We start from the raw sequence: 17,773 nt of genomic DNA on the forward strand, positions 1-17,773 counted from the left end.
TTTTCGGATAGTCTATCTGAAAACTGATTGCTTATTTATAAAAGTTTTTAGGATTTATACCCGTAACCCGTTCCGATTTTTTAGGCAGACCAACAGGTTTGATAAATAGCACTTCAAAATTTTTGTTTGAAGTTTAGAGAAGTAATTCGAGGTAGTAGTTTCATGATTTAAATTTTTTTGAGCGATTCGCTCCTGAGTTAAAAGTAAATCATAAATCTAAAATCAATTTTTAATTGCAAATAAATCAATAGTAAAAACTATGATGAATAATAGAAATAATAAGGATAAAAACCCAATAAAAAGGTTTAATAAAATATCAATAGGACTTGCTTCTCCTGAATCTATCTTGAAAGAATCAAGAGGTGAGGTATTGAAGCCGGAAACTATTAACTATAGAACGCACAAGCCAGAGCGTGATGGACTTTTCTGTGAACGTATTTTCGGACCGGTAAAAGATTTTGAATGTGCTTGTGGTAAGTATAAAAGAATACGTTACAAAGGGATCATCTGTGACCGTTGTGGTGTTGAAGTTACAGAGAAAAAAGTACGTAGAGACAGAGTAGGTCACATCAATTTAGTTGTGCCAATTGCTCATATCTGGTATTTCCGTTCGTTGCCAAACAAAATTGGTTATATCCTTGGTCTTCCATCTAAGAAATTAGACATGATTATTTACTACGAAAGATACGTAGTAATCCAGGCGGGTATTGCTAAAAATGCTGAAGGTGAATCGTTACAAAGACTAGACTTTTTGACAGAAGAAGAATACCTGAATATTTTAGATACACTTCCTGCTGACAATCAGTATCTTGATGATTTTGATCCTAATAAATTTGTTGCCAAAATGGGAGCAGAATGTATTATGGATTTATTGGCGAGAATTGATCTTGATGCCTTGTCTTACCAATTAAGACATAACGCTAACAATGAAACGTCTAAACAACGTAAAACGGAAGCTTTAAAAAGATTACAGGTTGTTGAATCTTTCCGTGAGTCTAACCTGAACCGTGAAAATCGTCCGGAATGGATGATTATGAAAGTGGTACCGGTTATTCCACCAGAATTACGTCCGCTTGTGCCACTTGATGGAGGTCGTTTTGCAACTTCAGATTTAAATGATTTATACCGTCGTGTAATTATACGTAACAACCGTTTGAAAAGATTAATGGAGATTAAAGCTCCGGAAGTGATCTTAAGAAACGAAAAACGTATGTTGCAGGAATCTGTAGATTCACTTTTCGATAATACACGTAAAGCTTCTGCAGTAAAAACGGAATCAAACAGACCATTAAAATCATTATCTGATTCCCTTAAAGGTAAACAAGGGCGTTTCCGTCAAAATTTACTTGGAAAACGTGTGGATTATTCTGCTCGTTCGGTAATTGTTGTTGGACCTGAATTGAAATTATCTGAATGTGGTATCCCAAAAGATATGGCAGCAGAATTGTACAAACCTTTTGTTATCCGTAAATTGATAGAAAGAGGAATTGTAAAAACAGTTAAATCAGCTAAGAAAATAATAGATAAGAAAGAGCCTGTAGTTTGGGATATCCTTGAAAATGTAATCAAAGGTCACCCAATATTACTGAATCGTGCTCCTACTTTACACAGATTAGGTATCCAGGCATTCCAGCCAAAATTAATTGAAGGAAAAGCAATCCAATTGCACCCTTTAGTTTGTACTGCATTTAATGCGGATTTTGATGGGGATCAAATGGCAGTTCACTTGCCATTAGGACCAGAAGCTATTTTGGAAGCGCAATTGTTAATGTTGGGTTCTCACAATATTCTGAATCCTGCCAATGGAGCTCCAATTACGGTACCTTCTCAGGATATGGTTTTGGGTCTGTATTATATGACCAAAGAACGTTTATCTACTCCTGAGCTTAAAATTTTAGGAGAAGGAATTACTTTTTATTCTGCTGAAGAAGTAAATATTGCGTTGAATGAAGGCAGATTAGAATTGAATGCTCGTGTGAAAATTAGAGCAAAACATTTTAATGAAGCAGGTGACTTGGTTTACCAAATCATCCAAACTACTGCGGGTCGTGTATTATTTAATGAAGTAGTACCGGAAGCAGCTGGATATATCAATGATGTATTGACTAAGAAAAACCTTAGAGATATTATCGGACACGTTTTAAGCGCGACTGATGTACCTACCACTGCGGCTTTCTTGGATAACATGAAAGACATGGGTTACAAATTTGCCTTCAAAGGTGGATTGTCATTCTCTCTTGGTGATATTAGAATTCCAGATCAAAAACCTAAATTAATTGCAGACGCCAGAGAACAAGTTCAAGGTATTTCTGCTAATTATAACATGGGTCTTATTACCAATAACGAACGTTACAACCAAGTTATTGATGTATGGACTTCAGCGAATGCACAACTTACAGAGTTAGCAATGAAAAACATTAGAGAAGACCAACAAGGTTTCAACTCTGTGTATATGATGCTTGATTCTGGAGCAAGGGGTTCCAAAGAACAAATTCGTCAGTTAACCGGTATGCGTGGTTTGATGGCTAAGCCTAAAAAATCTACTGCTGGTGGTGGTGAAATTATTGAAAACCCGATTCTTTCTAACTTTAAAGAAGGTCTTTCGATCCTTGAGTACTTTATCTCTACTCACGGTGCGCGTAAAGGTCTTGCGGATACGGCTTTGAAAACGGCCGATGCAGGATATTTAACAAGAAGATTGCATGATGTGTCTCAAGACGTTATTGTTAATATCGAAGACTGTGGTACATTAAGAGGTGTTGAAGTATCAGCATTGAAAAAGAATGAGGAAATAGTTGAATCTCTGGGAGAAAGAATTTTAGGACGTGTTGTATTGCAAGACTTAATCAATCCTTTGACCAGTGAAGTTTTAGTTCGATCTGGTGAGCAAATCACAGAAGTTATAATGAAAGCAATTGACGCCTCTCCTATTGAGAAAGTTGAAGTGCGTTCTCCATTGACTTGTGAAGCGTTGAAAGGTATTTGTGCAAAATGTTACGGTAGAAATTTAGCTACTGGTAAAATGACACAAAGAGGTGAAGCAGTTGGTGTAATTGCAGCACAATCTATTGGAGAACCTGGTACACAGTTAACATTACGTACCTTCCACGTTGGTGGGGTTGCGGGTGGTATTTCTGAAGAGTCTAGTATTATTACCAAATTTAACGGTAAACTGGAGATTGAAGATTTAAAAACGGTTAAAGGGGAAGATAGTGAAGGTAATGCAGTAGATATTGTAGTATCTCGTTCATCTGAATTGAAATTAATCGATGAAAGAACAGGTATCTTATTAAGTACAAACAATATTCCTTACGGTTCCAGTATCTTCGTTAAAGACGGTCAGTCTGTAGTTAAAGGAGATGTAATCTGTAAATGGGATCCATATAATGGGGTTATCGTTTCTGAGTTTACTGGTAAAATTGCTTACGAAGATTTAGAGCAAGGTCAATCATTCATGGTTGAAATTGATGAGCAAACCGGTTTCCAGGAAAAAGTAATTTCTGAATCCAGAGCTAAGAAATTAATTCCAACTTTATTGGTTTACGGTAAAGACAATGAATTAATTCGTTCGTATAACTTACCGGTTGGAGCCCACTTGATGGTTGAAAACGGTGAGAAAATTAAAGCAGGTAAAGTATTGGTAAAAATTCCACGTCGTTCTTCTAAATCAGGAGATATTACAGGAGGTTTACCTAGAATTACAGAGTTGTTAGAAGCTCGTAATCCTTCAAACCCAGCCGTTGTTTCTGAAATTGATGGTGTTGTTTCTTTTGGAAAAATCAAAAGAGGTAACCGTGAGATTGTTATCGAATCAAAATTCGGTGACATTAGAAAATACTTGGTTAAATTGTCAAGCCAGATTCTAGTTCAGGAAAATGACTTCGTAAGAGCAGGGGTGCCTTTATCTGATGGAGCAATAACTCCGGATGATATTTTAAGAATCCAGGGGCCAGCAGCTGTTCAACAGTATTTGGTTAATGAAATTCAAGAAGTGTACCGTTTGCAAGGGGTAAAAATCAACGACAAACACTTTGAAGTAGTAATACGTCAAATGATGCGTAAAGTAAGAGTACAAGATCCGGGTGATACTTTATTCTTAGAAGATCAATTAATTCACACTAAAGACTTTATCGTTCAAAATGATAACTTATATGGTATGAAAGTAGTTGAAGATGCTGGAGATTCTAGTGCTTTAAAAGAAGGACAAATTATAACGCCTCGTGAGTTGCGTGATGAAAACTCTCTTTTGAAACGTACAGATAAAAATCTTGTGGTAGCTCGTGATGTTGTTACTGCAACTGCAACACCAGTTTTACAAGGTATTACAAGAGCATCACTTCAAACGAAATCGTTTATATCAGCTGCCTCTTTCCAAGAAACTACTAAAGTATTGAACGAAGCTGCTGTTGCAGGTAAAATCGATTACTTAGAAGGATTGAAAGAAAATGTAATTGTAGGACATAGAATCCCTGCCGGAACAGGTATGAGAGAATATGACAATACAATTGTAGGTTCAAAAGAGGATTACAATGATATGATGGCTAATAAAGAGGAATACATTTATTAAGAAAAGATATGAGCAATTCAAATCAACAACAAGAACAGATCAACATTGAGTTGGATGAAAAAACTGCTGAAGGAATCTATTCCAATTTAGCAATAATTAATCATTCCTCTTCAGAATTTGTTTTGGATTTTGTAAGTATCATGCCTGGTATTCCTAAAGCTAAGGTAAAATCAAGAATTGTCTTGACACCACAGCATGCCAAAAGATTGTTGAAAGCTATTGGAGAAAACATTCACCGCTTCGAAGTCGCCCATGGCGAGATAAAAGACAGTGAGCAGCCTTCGATACCACTTAATTTTGGTCCTGCAGGACAAGCATAATTCTAAATTATAGAAAAAAGGTTCCAGAAATGGGACCTTTTTTTTTGGTTTTTTTTTTAGTAAAACGCTTTTTTTTAAGCGGATAATTAACCTTTTACCGTTATTTTTATTGAAAAAGCAATAAAGGCAAGGGGTAGTTAAGCCCTGTAAATACTATAAATTATAGGGTAGATTTGTTGGGTTTTTGTCTCTTAGACGAGTATTACGGCGGTTCATCGAAAATATTTTTTATTAGAAAATTAATGATTTAGTTTCGTCTAAGAATAAGGGAACATCTTTTTTAATTGTACTAAAAAAAACATAAAATGAATCATTTTTTAAAACATATCGAAAGTAAAATGAATAGCAATATTTTTATATTGTTGGTCGTTATTTTACTGTCTAATGTTTCTGTTTTTGGTCAATCTGCTGAAAAGAATGTTGCTGCTAATGCTATTGAAGTTGTTACTGTTGGAAAACAAGATACTGTTGCTACCAATGCTTCTTCTAATAATATGAATTTTGTGCTTTGGTTTATGGGTTCAAAACAAGATCCTAATACTACCATTTCTTCACAAGGTATCAATACAAAAAAACAGGTTATAACTTCCGGGACGGCTCCAAACCGTTTATTAATCAAAGCTTTTTTGAAAAAAGCGGTAGATTTGGAAAGTATGATTGCTTAATCTTAAATTGATTTTGAATAAAGATAAAAAATGAGGCTGTGCGAAAAGTAATTTCGGGCAGTTTTTTTTTGTTATCAATCTTCATTATTAGTGTTTTTAAGAACTAAAAATACTGATTATGCAGCCCGTTTTCAAACATTTAACTATACTTATTCTTACAGAGAAATTGCTAGTGCCATCAAGGGAAATATTTGTTTTATGTGGCTTTCAGGAGGCTTGCAACCTGATTTTAGAACCATAAATGATTTCAAAGGACAGAAATTAAAAGGAAGTATTGAATAATTGTTTAGTCAACTCGTTGAAATGATGGTTGATTTAGAACTCAATAGTTTAAAGAAGCCAACGCGCATAGATACAGTTTTGTTTGGAAAAAAGCAGTTGAGAAAAATATAGAAATACTTCAAGGTAAAATAGATATTGTTTTAGCAGAAATTGGTCAAACCATCGGGTCGGGCATTATATATACGGATAATCAAAACGATATAAAAATAGCTAGTCAGAAGTTGCAAGAAAAAATTGGTGAGCCTAACGAAGTTCAAGAAAGAAAAGTTGCATAAACAGCAAAACAAATCACTCGAAAAATTAGAAAGCGAACAGCTGTCAAAATTTAAGCGATACAAAATGTCCCGTTCCAAAATAGCGATACACAATTTAATTTGTGTTGCCGAAATAATGGATACAGTTAATAGACTAAAATACTTATTAAAGTATAATAATTTTAATTTGCTACAATAATTTAAATGATTTATAAAATTTAAAGTGTTAATTTTAGCTAAATTTATTTTGAAAAAGGGGTGTTGTAATATGAAAAAGAATTTTTTTGTTTGTTATTTAGTGTTGTTTTCCATAGCTGTTTGGGCTCAAAAACCAATTGAAAAATATAGATTTGTTAATATAAAAGAAAACATTTCCCAAATTGGTGTACCTACAATAATTCAAGACCGATATGGTTTTATTTGGCTAGGTACCAGTGGAGCTGGATTAAATAAATTTGACGGTAGTGATTACAAGACATATAAATTCAAACCAAACGATCCTACCTCATTAAGTAATAATATTATCAATTGTTCTTATCTTGACAATATGAACAGATTATGGTTTGGTACAGACGAAGGACTCAACTTATACGACTACAAGAATGATTGTTTTAAAAGAATTCTTTTATCTGAATTCAAAAAAGATAAAAGAAATGTTTCGGTTAAGAGTTTGATAGGAGATAAGAAGGGGAACTTATTTATTGGTACTGTAGAACTAGGATTATTCAAGATGGATTTAAATAATTTTAAGGTTGAAAAAATATTATGTCAAGAATCTAACTTAACTTCAACTATTACGATAAATGCGCTTAAGGTAGATGCTAAGGGAAAGGTATATGCTGGAACTGATAGAGGTCTTAAAGAGTTTGACGCTAAAACAAATACAGTTAAACGTTCTGTTTTTAAAAATAAAGAAGGGCTTAAGTCCATTAATGACCCTGTTCAATGTTTATTAATAGAAAAAAATAATATATGGATTGGAACTGTGTCTACAGGCTTATTTAAAATTAAGAGCAATGATAATAGCAAAGATCATCTATTTGAGATAAATCATTTTCAAATTTCACAAAATCGTCTTTTATCAATTATTACTTTACCGGACAAAACCTTAATGTGTGGTACGGAGAATGAAGGGTTATTTCATATTGACTCCAATGGTAAAATTTTAAATCATTATCTATCAAGTAAATACGAAATAAAAAATATTCTATCTAATTCTATTTGGTCTTTATTTTTGGATCGTAATGAACGTATATGGATGGGATATTACAATGCAGGAATTGGTGTTTACGACAAGTTATATGATAAGTTTGAAAATCTAGAAAGTATACCTGGCATTCCTAATTCATTACAAATAAATTCTGTTACTGCTATTGTAAAAGATCATTTTAATAAATTTTGGTTAGCTATGGATGGAGGAGGTATTGATATTTTTGATCCTAAATCGAGTCAGTATACTCATATTGGCCCTACAGAAAACAAGGTGTTTTCGGGGCTGACCAATAATTACGTAGAAGCATTATTTATTGACAGTAAACAAAATATATGGGCTGGTACTTGGAATGGAGGGGTATATTTTTTAAAGAATGGCGATAAAAAATTCATTAATTTCACAGTAAATAATTCAGGTGGAGGTTTAACCTCCAATAATATCATCAGTATTACGGAAGATTTAGAAGGAACTATTTGGTTTGCTAGTTGGGACAAAGGTCTGCATTCGTTCAATCCGGAAACAGGAAAATTTACAAATTACAGGTCAGGGCTATTTTTAAAACACGGTATTTCAGATAGTTACGTGTCTAAAATATTAGTTGACAAAAAAGGTAATCTTTGGGTAGCGACAACAAGTTTAGGTTTGTTTAAGATTAAAAAGTTAGCAGGGAATACGTTTTCTATTGTATCAATGGCTAATAGGATGTCTAAAGAACTTAAAAATTACGCAAAAACTGACGCCGTTTGGTCACTATATGAAGGAGAAGACGGTTCAATATGGATTGGAACAAGAGGTGGTGGTTTGTGTAAATACAACGGTAAAACTGATAGTTTTAAATGGTATAACAGACTAAATGGTTTAGAAGCCGATAATATAGTGGGTATTATTGGAGATTTAAAAGGAAATATTTGGCTTAGCTCAAATTCAGGAATTATAAGATTAGACGTTAAAACCAATAGGTTTACTAGTTATACAAAAAATGATGGACTCCTTTCTAATGATTTTAACCGAAATGCTACTTTTAGAGATGAACAAGGAATCATTTATTTTGGTAATTATTTTGGATTAGATTATTTCAACCCTTCAAATATTTTAGTTAATAATGTTTTACCATCGTTATATTTAACAGACTTTAAGTTATTTAATAAAACGGTTACGGCTAATCAGAAAGGGTCGCCTCTTCAAAGTGCTATTGGTGAGACGAAGAGTATTACTTTAAATAGTACTCAATCTGTATTTACTATTGAATATACAGGCATTAACTATACAAGACCCGAAAAAAATCAATATGCTTATTATCTTGAAGGTTTAGAAAAATCATGGAATTATGTTGGTAGATTAAAAAGTGCCACTTATACAAATTTGGAACAGGGTAATTATACATTCAAATTAAAATCTGCCAATAGTGATGGTAAATGGAATAAAGAAATATTAGAACTAAAAATAACTGTTTTACCACCTTGGTGGAAGTCAAATATGGCTTTGTTTTCTTATGTTGTTTTGTTGCTTTTTGGGGGCTATTATTTTAATAAGAGGATGCTTATTAGGTTGAATAAAAATAAAGAAATAATTATAGAACAAAATAAAAGATTGCAAGAAAAGTCTTTAAATGAAAAAAAGTTTCAATTTTTTACTAATATATCCCATGAATTAAGAACACCTCTTACCTTAATTATGAACTCTATTGACGATATTATTAGAGATGAAACCTTAAACCTCACAACAAGAACAAAAGAAAAGCTTAATATTATTCATAAAAACACCAATAGACTTTATAGGTTGATAAACGAGCTATTAGATTTTAAAAAACTTGAATCAAATAAATTAAAGGTTAAAGCTGTAAAATTAAATTTAGTGGATTTTATTAAAGATGTTGTAATCCATTTTAGAGAAGAATTATCTATCAAAGGAATAGAATTTGATCTAGATTCAGATGTAGCAGATCTATCAATTTGGAGTGATCCAGATATGTTGGAAAAAATTATTTTCAATATCCTATCAAATGCTATTAAGGTTACACCAAATGGTGGGACAATCAATATCAATCTTCAATCAACGGATAAGTTATTCCATTTACCTTTAGTAAGTAAAACTAAGGGGGTAAAAGCGGTAGAAATTATTATTTCTGATACAGGTCCGGGCATTGAAAAAGGAGAAGTGGAAAAAATATTTGAACGTTTTTATCAAGTTGAAAATTTAAATAATAGTTATTACGGAGGTACAGGAATTGGTTTAGAATTGGTTCGAGATTTTGTTAGGTTACATAAAGGCGAAATTGAAGTTGACAGTAAAGTAGGTGAAGGAACTACTTTTACGGTCATATTGCCAATGGGCAAGTCTCATTTTGATGATGGTGAAATACTTTTAGATAGTATAGAGGTTCAAGTTAAAAAGAAACAACCACTTACATATCTTGAAATAGAAAAGGAAAAAGGAAATGATATAGATGAAAATCTACATAAATATACATTGTTAATAGTAGAAGATAATTACGAACTTAGAGATTATTTAAAAAAAGAATTTGAAAATGAGTACAAGGTTTTAGTTGCTAATAATGGAAAAAGTGGAATTGATTTAGCTAATGAGTTTCTTCCGGATATTATATTGACAGATGTCATGATGCCAGAAATGAATGGGTTCGTTTTTTGTAAAAATATAAAGAAAGATTTAAGAACAAGTCATATTCCTGTATTAATGCTTACTGCCAAAACTGAAATCGAAGATCGAATAGAAGGTATTGAAATGGGTGCAGATGCTTATATGGCTAAGCCTTTTGATATGAGGTTGTTAAAATTGCGTATGTCCCAGTTATTAACTAGCAGACAGTTAATTTTTAATAAATATTTTAGTTTAATTAGTGAAGTGCCTGAGGGAATTAAAACATTATCCTTAGATAAAGAATTTATTGAGAAAGTGTTAAACTATATTAAAGAGAATATAAGTAATCCGGATTTAAATGTAGAATCACTTGCAGCTCAATTAAAATTGAGTAGAAGCCAGTTTTATAGAAAAATTAAAGTGCTCACCAACCAGACCGCTAATGAGTTTTTAAGAAATGTTCGACTTCAAAAAGCAAAACAAATTTTGGAAATGGATAATGTAAGTATAAGTGAAGTATGTTATAAAACTGGATTTTCTTCCCCTTCCTATTTTACAAAATGCTTTAAGAGTTATTTTGGAATATTACCTACAGATGTAAAAATCAAAAAAAATGAGCTTTGATGATGATTTTGTCGGTTAGAAAATCAGTGAAGAATTCTTATTTTTAAACCCACAAGTACACTATTTCAAAAAGTGTGTAAGTTGAAATGGATATGTAATAAAAACGACACGCTCCCCAAAAGTGTGCAAGTTAAAAAGTTAGGCTTCGATTTTATAATTGAAGCCTTTTTTTAATATAAGGGTAAATTGGTTTAAAACAATTTACCTATTTTAATCAGTATGGATTATTTTTTGGTTACTTCTCTTAAAGCAAAAAAATACTGATTTTAGAATTGTCTCACCTGTAGGTAATGACAATTTGTTTTTGGTGTATTTCGGATTTTACCAGTAAGATTTTCAATTAAATTGTAGCATAAATGTTTTTTTTGGATTACAATTGGAAAGTCAAAAAATACCGTGAGCTTCTCCCTGTTATCGTGCCAGAATTTGAGAACATAAAAATATTTATTTTCCCATTTGTCGGTAAAATCTTTTAAAACCTGCTCTGTGGCTTGTTTGGTTGTAGCATTATGATAGTTTCATATCGACAGTAAATTGTTTTACGGTTCTTCAAGCGTTACTAATTTGATGAACTACACATATTTGTGATTGGGATTTCGGAAAAACACTTTTGTCTTGAACAACACAAGTTTTTAAATCGGTTAAGACATTTATCCAAAAACTGCTGCTTTCGTATTTGCCAAGCCGCATCCCCAAATCTTCTTTTTATCTTTTATGTTGTGGTCTAAGGCTAAAAAGATGGTTTTGTTGATGACTTTTGAGCCATCTCTAACTTTAATAACAATGCTATTCATACAAACAATTAAATAAAGGTCTTCTGAGGGTCACTGGATATTTAAATAAATCAATTTTAGGATCGAAATATCATAGTAGGTCGTTTGTAAAGGGATATTTTATAGTTAAAATGGAATTAAGACTATAAAAATTGTTGCATCGACTATAAAAATATCGCTTAAAGGTTGGTTAAATAAGTAATGGCTTTAAAAATTATAGTCATTGCTTTAAAATTGATATTTAAGTTTTTGTATTTTCTTTTGATTTGTCAAACCATGGAATTTAAATTCTCTAAATGGAATTAATTTGTTGAAATACTATTATTTAGATGCTCTCATTGCATTTTTTGATTATTCACATTGATCCTTTTTTTAAAATTAAATCTCATAGTGCTATAACTAACCAAAAAAAAATATTAATCCAAACCAAAATTTTATGAAAAACAAACTGCTAAAAAAACTAATACTTCCAGTATTCTTATTATTTGGAAGTATTATTTATGCTCAGTCAGTATCGGGTACTGTATCCGATAAAACAGGTCCTATTCCAGGTGTTAATGTATCGGTTAAAGGTACTGCTGCAGGAACACAAACAGATATTAATGGGGCTTTTGAAATCAATGCTAAGAATGGAGATGTTTTAGTCTTCACTTTTATAGGTTTTAAATCCCAAGAGATTAATTATAAAGGAAAATCTCCCATTAATTTAGTGTTGGAAGAGGATTCAGCTGTTTTAGACGAAGTTGTGGTTGTAGGTTATGGGGCTAAGAAGAAAAGCTTAGTAACAGGGGCAATTTCTAGTATCAGTGCTGCTGATATTCAAAATTCTTCGTCAGCACGTGTTGAGTCCGTGTTACAGGGTAAAACATCAGGTGTTACCGTTGTGTCTTCTTCAGGGGCTCCAGGTTCTGGTTCTAAAGTTAGAATTAGAGGTGCTGGTTCTAATGGAAATTCAGATCCATTATATATTGTTGATGGAATGAAAGTAAGTTCTATAGATAATATTTCTCCAAATGACATTGCAAGCATGGAGGTTTTAAAAGATGCAGCATCTTCTGCAATTTATGGTACACAAGGAGCAAATGGAGTTATCATTATTACAACTAAACAAGGTAAGCCTGGAGAAACAATAGTTAGCTACAGCACTCAATTAGGTACTCAATCCGTTAGGTCTAATATGAAGTTGATGAATGCGTCTCAATTTGTAACCTATTTTCAAGAGGCAGGAAGAACCCAGGTAGTTGATAACGGTATTAATACAAATTGGATCGATGAAACTTTTCGAAATGCCGCTACACAAAGACATGATTTAAGTATCTCTGGAGCGAACGAGAAAACGTCTTTCTATTTTTCAAGCTCCTATATGGATCAAGATGGAGTTGTTGGTAAAGATTCAAATTATAAAAGATTTACAGGAAGACTTAATCTTAAATCTCAAGTCAATGATTGGCTAGAAATAGGTACTAATATGACCTATTCAAATATAGGGTCTTCGCCTATTACTGAAGATAATTCAACAGCTGGAGTTGTAACTCAAGCTTTAGTTATGGATCCATTAACGCCCGTAATTTATACAGGAACTTTACCTGCAAGAGCTTTAGCTGGAGTAGCTGCAGGAACAGCTATGACAGATGGTAATGGGAATGTTTACGGATACCCAACTTATGCAACGGGAGAGGCTGTCAACCCTGTGGGATTAGCAAATTACACATTTAGAGGAGGTATTGATACGGATAAAATTTTAACATCGGTGTTTGCTAAATTGAATTTAGCGGAAGGTTTATCATTTACCTCTAGATTCGGATATGAAAGAACAAATACGTTTGATAATAGATGGAGTCCTATTTGGGTTGTATCGTCAGAAGCTCAAAATTCTACTGTAACATTAACCAATCAGATTTCAAGAAGTTCAAAATGGTTATGGGAAAATTTTGCGACCTACACTAAAGAATTTGGTAATCATAATATAACGGGATTATTGGGGTATTCATCTGAGAAAACTAAGAGTCCATTTTATTCTTTACGCGGAGCGCAAATTCATGATCAAACGGACCAATTTGCATACTTTGACTTTGCAAACCGTAACAATGATGTAATTGGTGGTAGTATTGTTGAAAAAAGGGGAAGCTCAGTTTTTGGAAGAATTTCTTATGATTATATGGGTAAATATTTATTAGAAGGCTCGTTGCGTAACGATACTTCTAGTTATTTTCCGACTTCAAAAAAATCGGGGTTATTTCCTGCAGCTTCTGCTGGTTGGTTAGTATCTAAAGAAAATTTTTGGAAAGAAGGCTCGAAAATTGATTATTTAAAACTACGAGCTAGTTGGGGACAAAATGGTAGTGATAACAATTTAAGTACTTACATAAACAGCTTAATATTCCAAACTGTAGCAACAGAAACCGCTTTAACAGTCCCAGTTGTTTACGAAGGCCAAACTGGTATTACTCCAGGGAATTTACCAAATACTAAATTAGAATGGGAGCGTTCTGAGCAATTGGATTTAGGTTTTGATTTACGAGCATTAAAAAATAAATTGAATTTTTCAGTTGACTATTATGTTAAAACAACTAAAAATTTACTTCTTGTAAATGGAAATATCATTGCACCTCCATCTTTAGGTGTAGGAGTTCCTTCTATTAATGCTGGAACAGTAGAAAATAAAGGGTTTGAATTTGAAACAGGTTACAGTGATAAAACAGCGGGTGGCTTTAGTTATGGTATAGACCTTAATTTGTCAACCTTGCATAATGAAGTTACCGATATTAATTATGTAGGTGACAATGGTTTTATAATAGGTGCACTGGCACCGCAAAACAATGATGGTGTAACTCGTTTCCAAAAAGGATTACCATTATGGTATTTCTATGGATATAAAACTGACGGTATAGATCCTGCAACAGGAAAAATAAAAATTGTAGATACCGATGGTGTTCCTGGAATTACATCAAACGATAAAACAAAAATCGGTTCTCCTCACCCTGATATTCTTTTTGGAGGAAATATTCAATTTGGATATAAAGGCATTGATTTAAACATTAGATTTCAAGGTACGCAAGGGAATGATATTTTTGAAGCTTTCCACCAGACTTCAAGACCGCTTACCAATCACCCAATTGAATTTTTTACGGGTAGATGGCAACAAGCAGGAGATATTGCATCTTATCCAGCTGCGCAATATGCAACATCTGCATACGATACTGATTTAGTTGTAAAAGATGGTTCTTATGTGAGAATTAAACAAATTCAATTAGGTTATAATTTCTCTAAGGATGTTTCTAATAAAATGAAATTGAAAAAACTAAGAACTTATATTTCTTTAGATGACTATTTCACCTTTACTAAATATAATGGTTTGGATCCTGAAGCAGGAAGTTTTTCTGATAATAGTATAGGAGTAGATAGAGGATATTATCCAGTAGCTGCTAAAATATTACTTGGTTTGTCACTTGAATTTTAATAAAATAAAACATTAAATATGAAAAAAATAATATATAGTGTTGCGGTTATATTTTTAATAACTGTATCATGTAGTTCAGATTTTACCGAGGTAAAACCTGTTGGTGTACTGGAGAGTACAACTTTCTTTAATAGTGAAAGTAATACGGAAGAAGCTTTAATTGGATTGTATGACCTTGTACAATTTAATAATGATCAGGCCTGGAATTCAGCTTTTTGTATTAAACTACTGCCGGGTGATGAGGCTAATGCCGGTGGTGGTACTGCTACAGATCAAAAACAATTACAAGAAATTGATGATTATGCAAATATATCTATTTCTAATCCCTCTTTGGAAGGTGTTTGGAATAAGGAATATAAAACAATTGCACTTGCAAACACTATTATAGAGAAGGTTGAAGCAGGAAGCTTAAGCAATAAGGCCTTTGCAATTGCAGAAGCAAAGTTTATGAGAGCTTGGTGTTATTTTGAGCTAACAACTATGTGGGGAGATGTGCCTTTGCGTTTAGAAAATCCCACAACAATTAGCGCTGAAGCTTTTGCTAAACCAAAAAGTTCAAGAGCAGAAATTTATGCTCAAATAGAAGCTGATTTAGCTGTTGCTATTGCTGGTTTGCCGGATAAAAGCGTGGTTAAAAATAATTTTAGAGTTTCAAAAGGGACTGCTCAAGCATTATTAGGGAAAGTTTTGGTTTTTCAAGGAAAAACGCTTGCTGCAATTCCTTATTTAAAAGCTGTAATAGATAATCCCGCTCATGGTTTAGAGTCAGACGTTTCAAAAGTTTGGTTAAAAGATTCAGAATTTGGAAAAGAGTCTTTATTCGAAGTAGGCTTTATTACTACAAAAGGTTACACTTTTACTACTGCAAATCTTGCTGGTCGTGAAGAAAGTAACATATTTATACAATTAATGGGTCCTCGTGGTGATGGTTACTTTAATTTGACGGGTACTGGATTGAAAAATGGATGGGGCTTTAACTTGCCAACAGCAAAAATATTAAGTGCGTTTGATGCTGCGGGAGATGTAAAACGTAAAGCAGCTACAGTAATGAGTGAAGCAGAACTTGTTTCATTTGGTGGAAGTAAAGCAGGAACCCCTTGGGACTATGAAGGAGGTATTAGAACAAAATATGCTCCACGTGCTTCAGAAACAAGCGCTGGTGGTGTTGTAGAAGCAAATTATGGTACAAACTTGAGATTATTTAGATTTGCTGAAGTATTGTTGCTTGCAGCCGAAGCTTATAATAAGGAAGGACAAGATGCCAATGCAAGAATAGAATTAAACAAAATTAGAAACAGAGCTGGATTAGCTGATGTGTCTTCGACCTTAACAGGTGCAAATTTGTTTAACGCTATTGTAAATGAAAAATTCTTGGAGTTAGCTTTTGAAGGACAGCGTTTTTGGGATTTAGTTAGATGGGGAAGAGCTAATGCAGAGTTATCAAGTAAAGGATATACTTCTAAAAATAATTTATATCCAATTCCTGCATCAGAAATTGCTAAAAATAAAGCGCTAACAACTGCAGATCAAAATCCGGGTTATTAATATAATTTGTTAAGTTTGTTTGTTAATGGTGGCTGCCCGAAAAGTGATTTTCGGGCAGTTTTTTATAAAAAAAGTACACTTTTGTGTAAAATGATTATCCAATCTTTTAAAATTAGTTCCATTATTTTTTATTTTTAAATTAATACTCTAAAACATTTACTATGAAACGTCGTCAATTTCTTCAAAGCACTGCTCTATTTTCTGTAGCATCCTTAGTAAACGCAAATGAACTGTTTGCCAAAAATCCATTAATCAATAAAGTAGGCTTGGGGTTATTCTCTATACCAAAAATGTTAGAGAATGACTTTGATGGTGCTTTTGCTATGTTAGCTAAAATGGGATACAAAGAAGTGGAATGTTTTGGTCCTTATGAGTTCAGTACTGAAAAAGCAAAAGCTTCATGGAATGCTGTTACACCCCAACTAGGATTCAAAGGGAGTGGCTTCTTTAACAAAACTGCTGCTGATTTTTTTAAAGCAGCAAAATCAAATGGCATTAGTATTCCTTCCATGCATACCGATTTGGACACATTATCAACCAAAATGGGCTCATTAGCTGAAGCCGCTAATTTAATTGGTGCAAAATATGTGGTACTTCCTTCCATTCCGGATGCTGAAAGAAAAACCTTGGACGATTATAAACGAATAGCAGAAAAATTCAACTCGATTGGTGCTGAAGCCAAGAAAGAAGGAATTCGTTTTGCCTATCACAATCATGGTTATGGTTTAAACAATGTGAATGGCGTTATGCCATTAGATATTATTTTTGACCAAACTGACCCTAGCCTGGTTTATTTTGAAATGGATCTTTATTGGACAATAGCCGGTGGAGCAGATCCCGTTGAATTATTCAAAAAGCACAAAGACAGGTATAAAATGGTGCATATAAAAGACATGAAAGAAGCAAAAAGATTCGCAGGAGATGGTGGCGATGCATCACAATGGATTAGTCTTTTTCAGTACATGACTTCATGTGGTGAAGGTGTACTGGATTTGCCAACAATACTTACTGCTGCAAAACAAAATGGTGTTGAGCATTTCTTCGTTGAGCAAGATATGGTACAAACTCCTGAAATAGCATTGAAAAAAAGTATTGATTATTTAAAGTCTCTTTAAATTTATAATCGTAATTTTTTTCAAAGCACAGCGCAGTTTTCTGTCACAACTTTATTAAACGCAAATGAATTGTTTGCCAAAACCCCATTAATCAATACAGTTGGCTTTGGTTTATTTTCTATACCAAAAATGTTAGAAAACGTTTTTACAAGTGTTTAATTAAATATTTTTGTCTAGTAATCTGTATCGATATTATTCAGGACGGGACATTAAATAAATTGAAAAGCCTCTTCAGTAATGGAGGCCACTGAAAAACATCGCCTATTTTGATTAGTGCCGTTTTTTAGACAATAAAAAAACGCTTGTAACAGGATTTTAAACATCCGTTATAAGCGTTTTTCTTTTTGCAACTGTTTT

The 17,773-nt window shown here is 33.0% G+C and carries 9 protein-coding genes and 1 pseudogene; 8 read left to right on the forward strand and 2 right to left on the reverse strand.

Annotated features, from left to right (window positions below; translation table 11 throughout):
- Positions 1-259 precede the first annotated feature (259 nt).
- From rpoC to ACNQGH_RS19860, 5 genes are all read left to right on the forward strand, one after another.
- Complete coding sequence (gene rpoC / locus ACNQGH_RS19840) at positions 260-4,567, forward strand: DNA-directed RNA polymerase subunit beta' (RefSeq protein ID WP_417957753.1); 4,308 nt, start codon at positions 260-262, stop codon at positions 4,565-4,567.
- 8 nt (positions 4,568-4,575) lie between these two features.
- Positions 4,576-4,887, forward strand: a complete 312-nt coding sequence (locus tag ACNQGH_RS19845; protein WP_035670440.1) for a DUF3467 domain-containing protein — start codon at positions 4,576-4,578, stop codon at positions 4,885-4,887.
- Between the two features lie 305 nt (positions 4,888-5,192).
- Positions 5,193-5,552, forward strand: a complete 360-nt coding sequence (locus tag ACNQGH_RS19850) for a hypothetical protein (protein WP_417957754.1) — start codon at positions 5,193-5,195, stop codon at positions 5,550-5,552.
- A gap of 90 nt (positions 5,553-5,642) precedes the next feature.
- Positions 5,643-5,834, forward strand: coding sequence for a transposase (locus ACNQGH_RS19855; protein ID WP_417957755.1), 192 nt, complete (start codon positions 5,643-5,645; stop codon positions 5,832-5,834).
- Between the two features lie 522 nt (positions 5,835-6,356).
- On the forward strand, positions 6,357-10,523 hold the full coding sequence (locus ACNQGH_RS19860) for a hybrid sensor histidine kinase/response regulator transcription factor (RefSeq protein WP_417957756.1): 4,167 nt from the start codon (positions 6,357-6,359) through the stop codon (positions 10,521-10,523).
- A 266-nt stretch (positions 10,524-10,789) separates the two neighbouring features.
- Here the strand turns inward: ACNQGH_RS19860 and ACNQGH_RS19865 are convergent.
- Both ACNQGH_RS19865 and ACNQGH_RS19870 read right to left on the reverse strand, forming a co-directional pair.
- Positions 10,790-10,963: pseudogene (locus tag ACNQGH_RS19865) on the reverse strand (hypothetical protein); the annotation flags it as partial.
- A 210-nt stretch (positions 10,964-11,173) separates the two neighbouring features.
- Positions 11,174-11,317, reverse strand: a complete 144-nt coding sequence (locus ACNQGH_RS19870; protein ID WP_417957757.1) for a hypothetical protein — start codon at positions 11,315-11,317, stop codon at positions 11,174-11,176.
- 415 nt (positions 11,318-11,732) lie between these two features.
- On the opposite strand from ACNQGH_RS19870, the gene ACNQGH_RS19875 reads away from it, so the two are divergent.
- From ACNQGH_RS19875 to ACNQGH_RS19885, 3 genes are all read left to right on the forward strand, one after another.
- Positions 11,733-14,756, forward strand: coding sequence for a SusC/RagA family TonB-linked outer membrane protein (locus tag ACNQGH_RS19875; protein WP_417957758.1), 3,024 nt, complete (start codon positions 11,733-11,735; stop codon positions 14,754-14,756).
- Positions 14,757-14,774: 18 nt separating this feature from the next.
- Positions 14,775-16,301, forward strand: a complete 1,527-nt coding sequence (locus ACNQGH_RS19880) for a RagB/SusD family nutrient uptake outer membrane protein (RefSeq protein WP_417957759.1) — start codon at positions 14,775-14,777, stop codon at positions 16,299-16,301.
- A gap of 161 nt (positions 16,302-16,462) precedes the next feature.
- Complete coding sequence (locus ACNQGH_RS19885) at positions 16,463-17,416, forward strand: sugar phosphate isomerase/epimerase family protein (protein ID WP_417957760.1); 954 nt, start codon at positions 16,463-16,465, stop codon at positions 17,414-17,416.
- The last annotated feature ends 357 nt before the right edge of the window (positions 17,417-17,773 follow it).

It is taken from the genome of Flavobacterium kochi (assembly GCF_048286715.1).
GTDB lineage: Bacteria > Bacteroidota > Bacteroidia > Flavobacteriales > Flavobacteriaceae > Flavobacterium.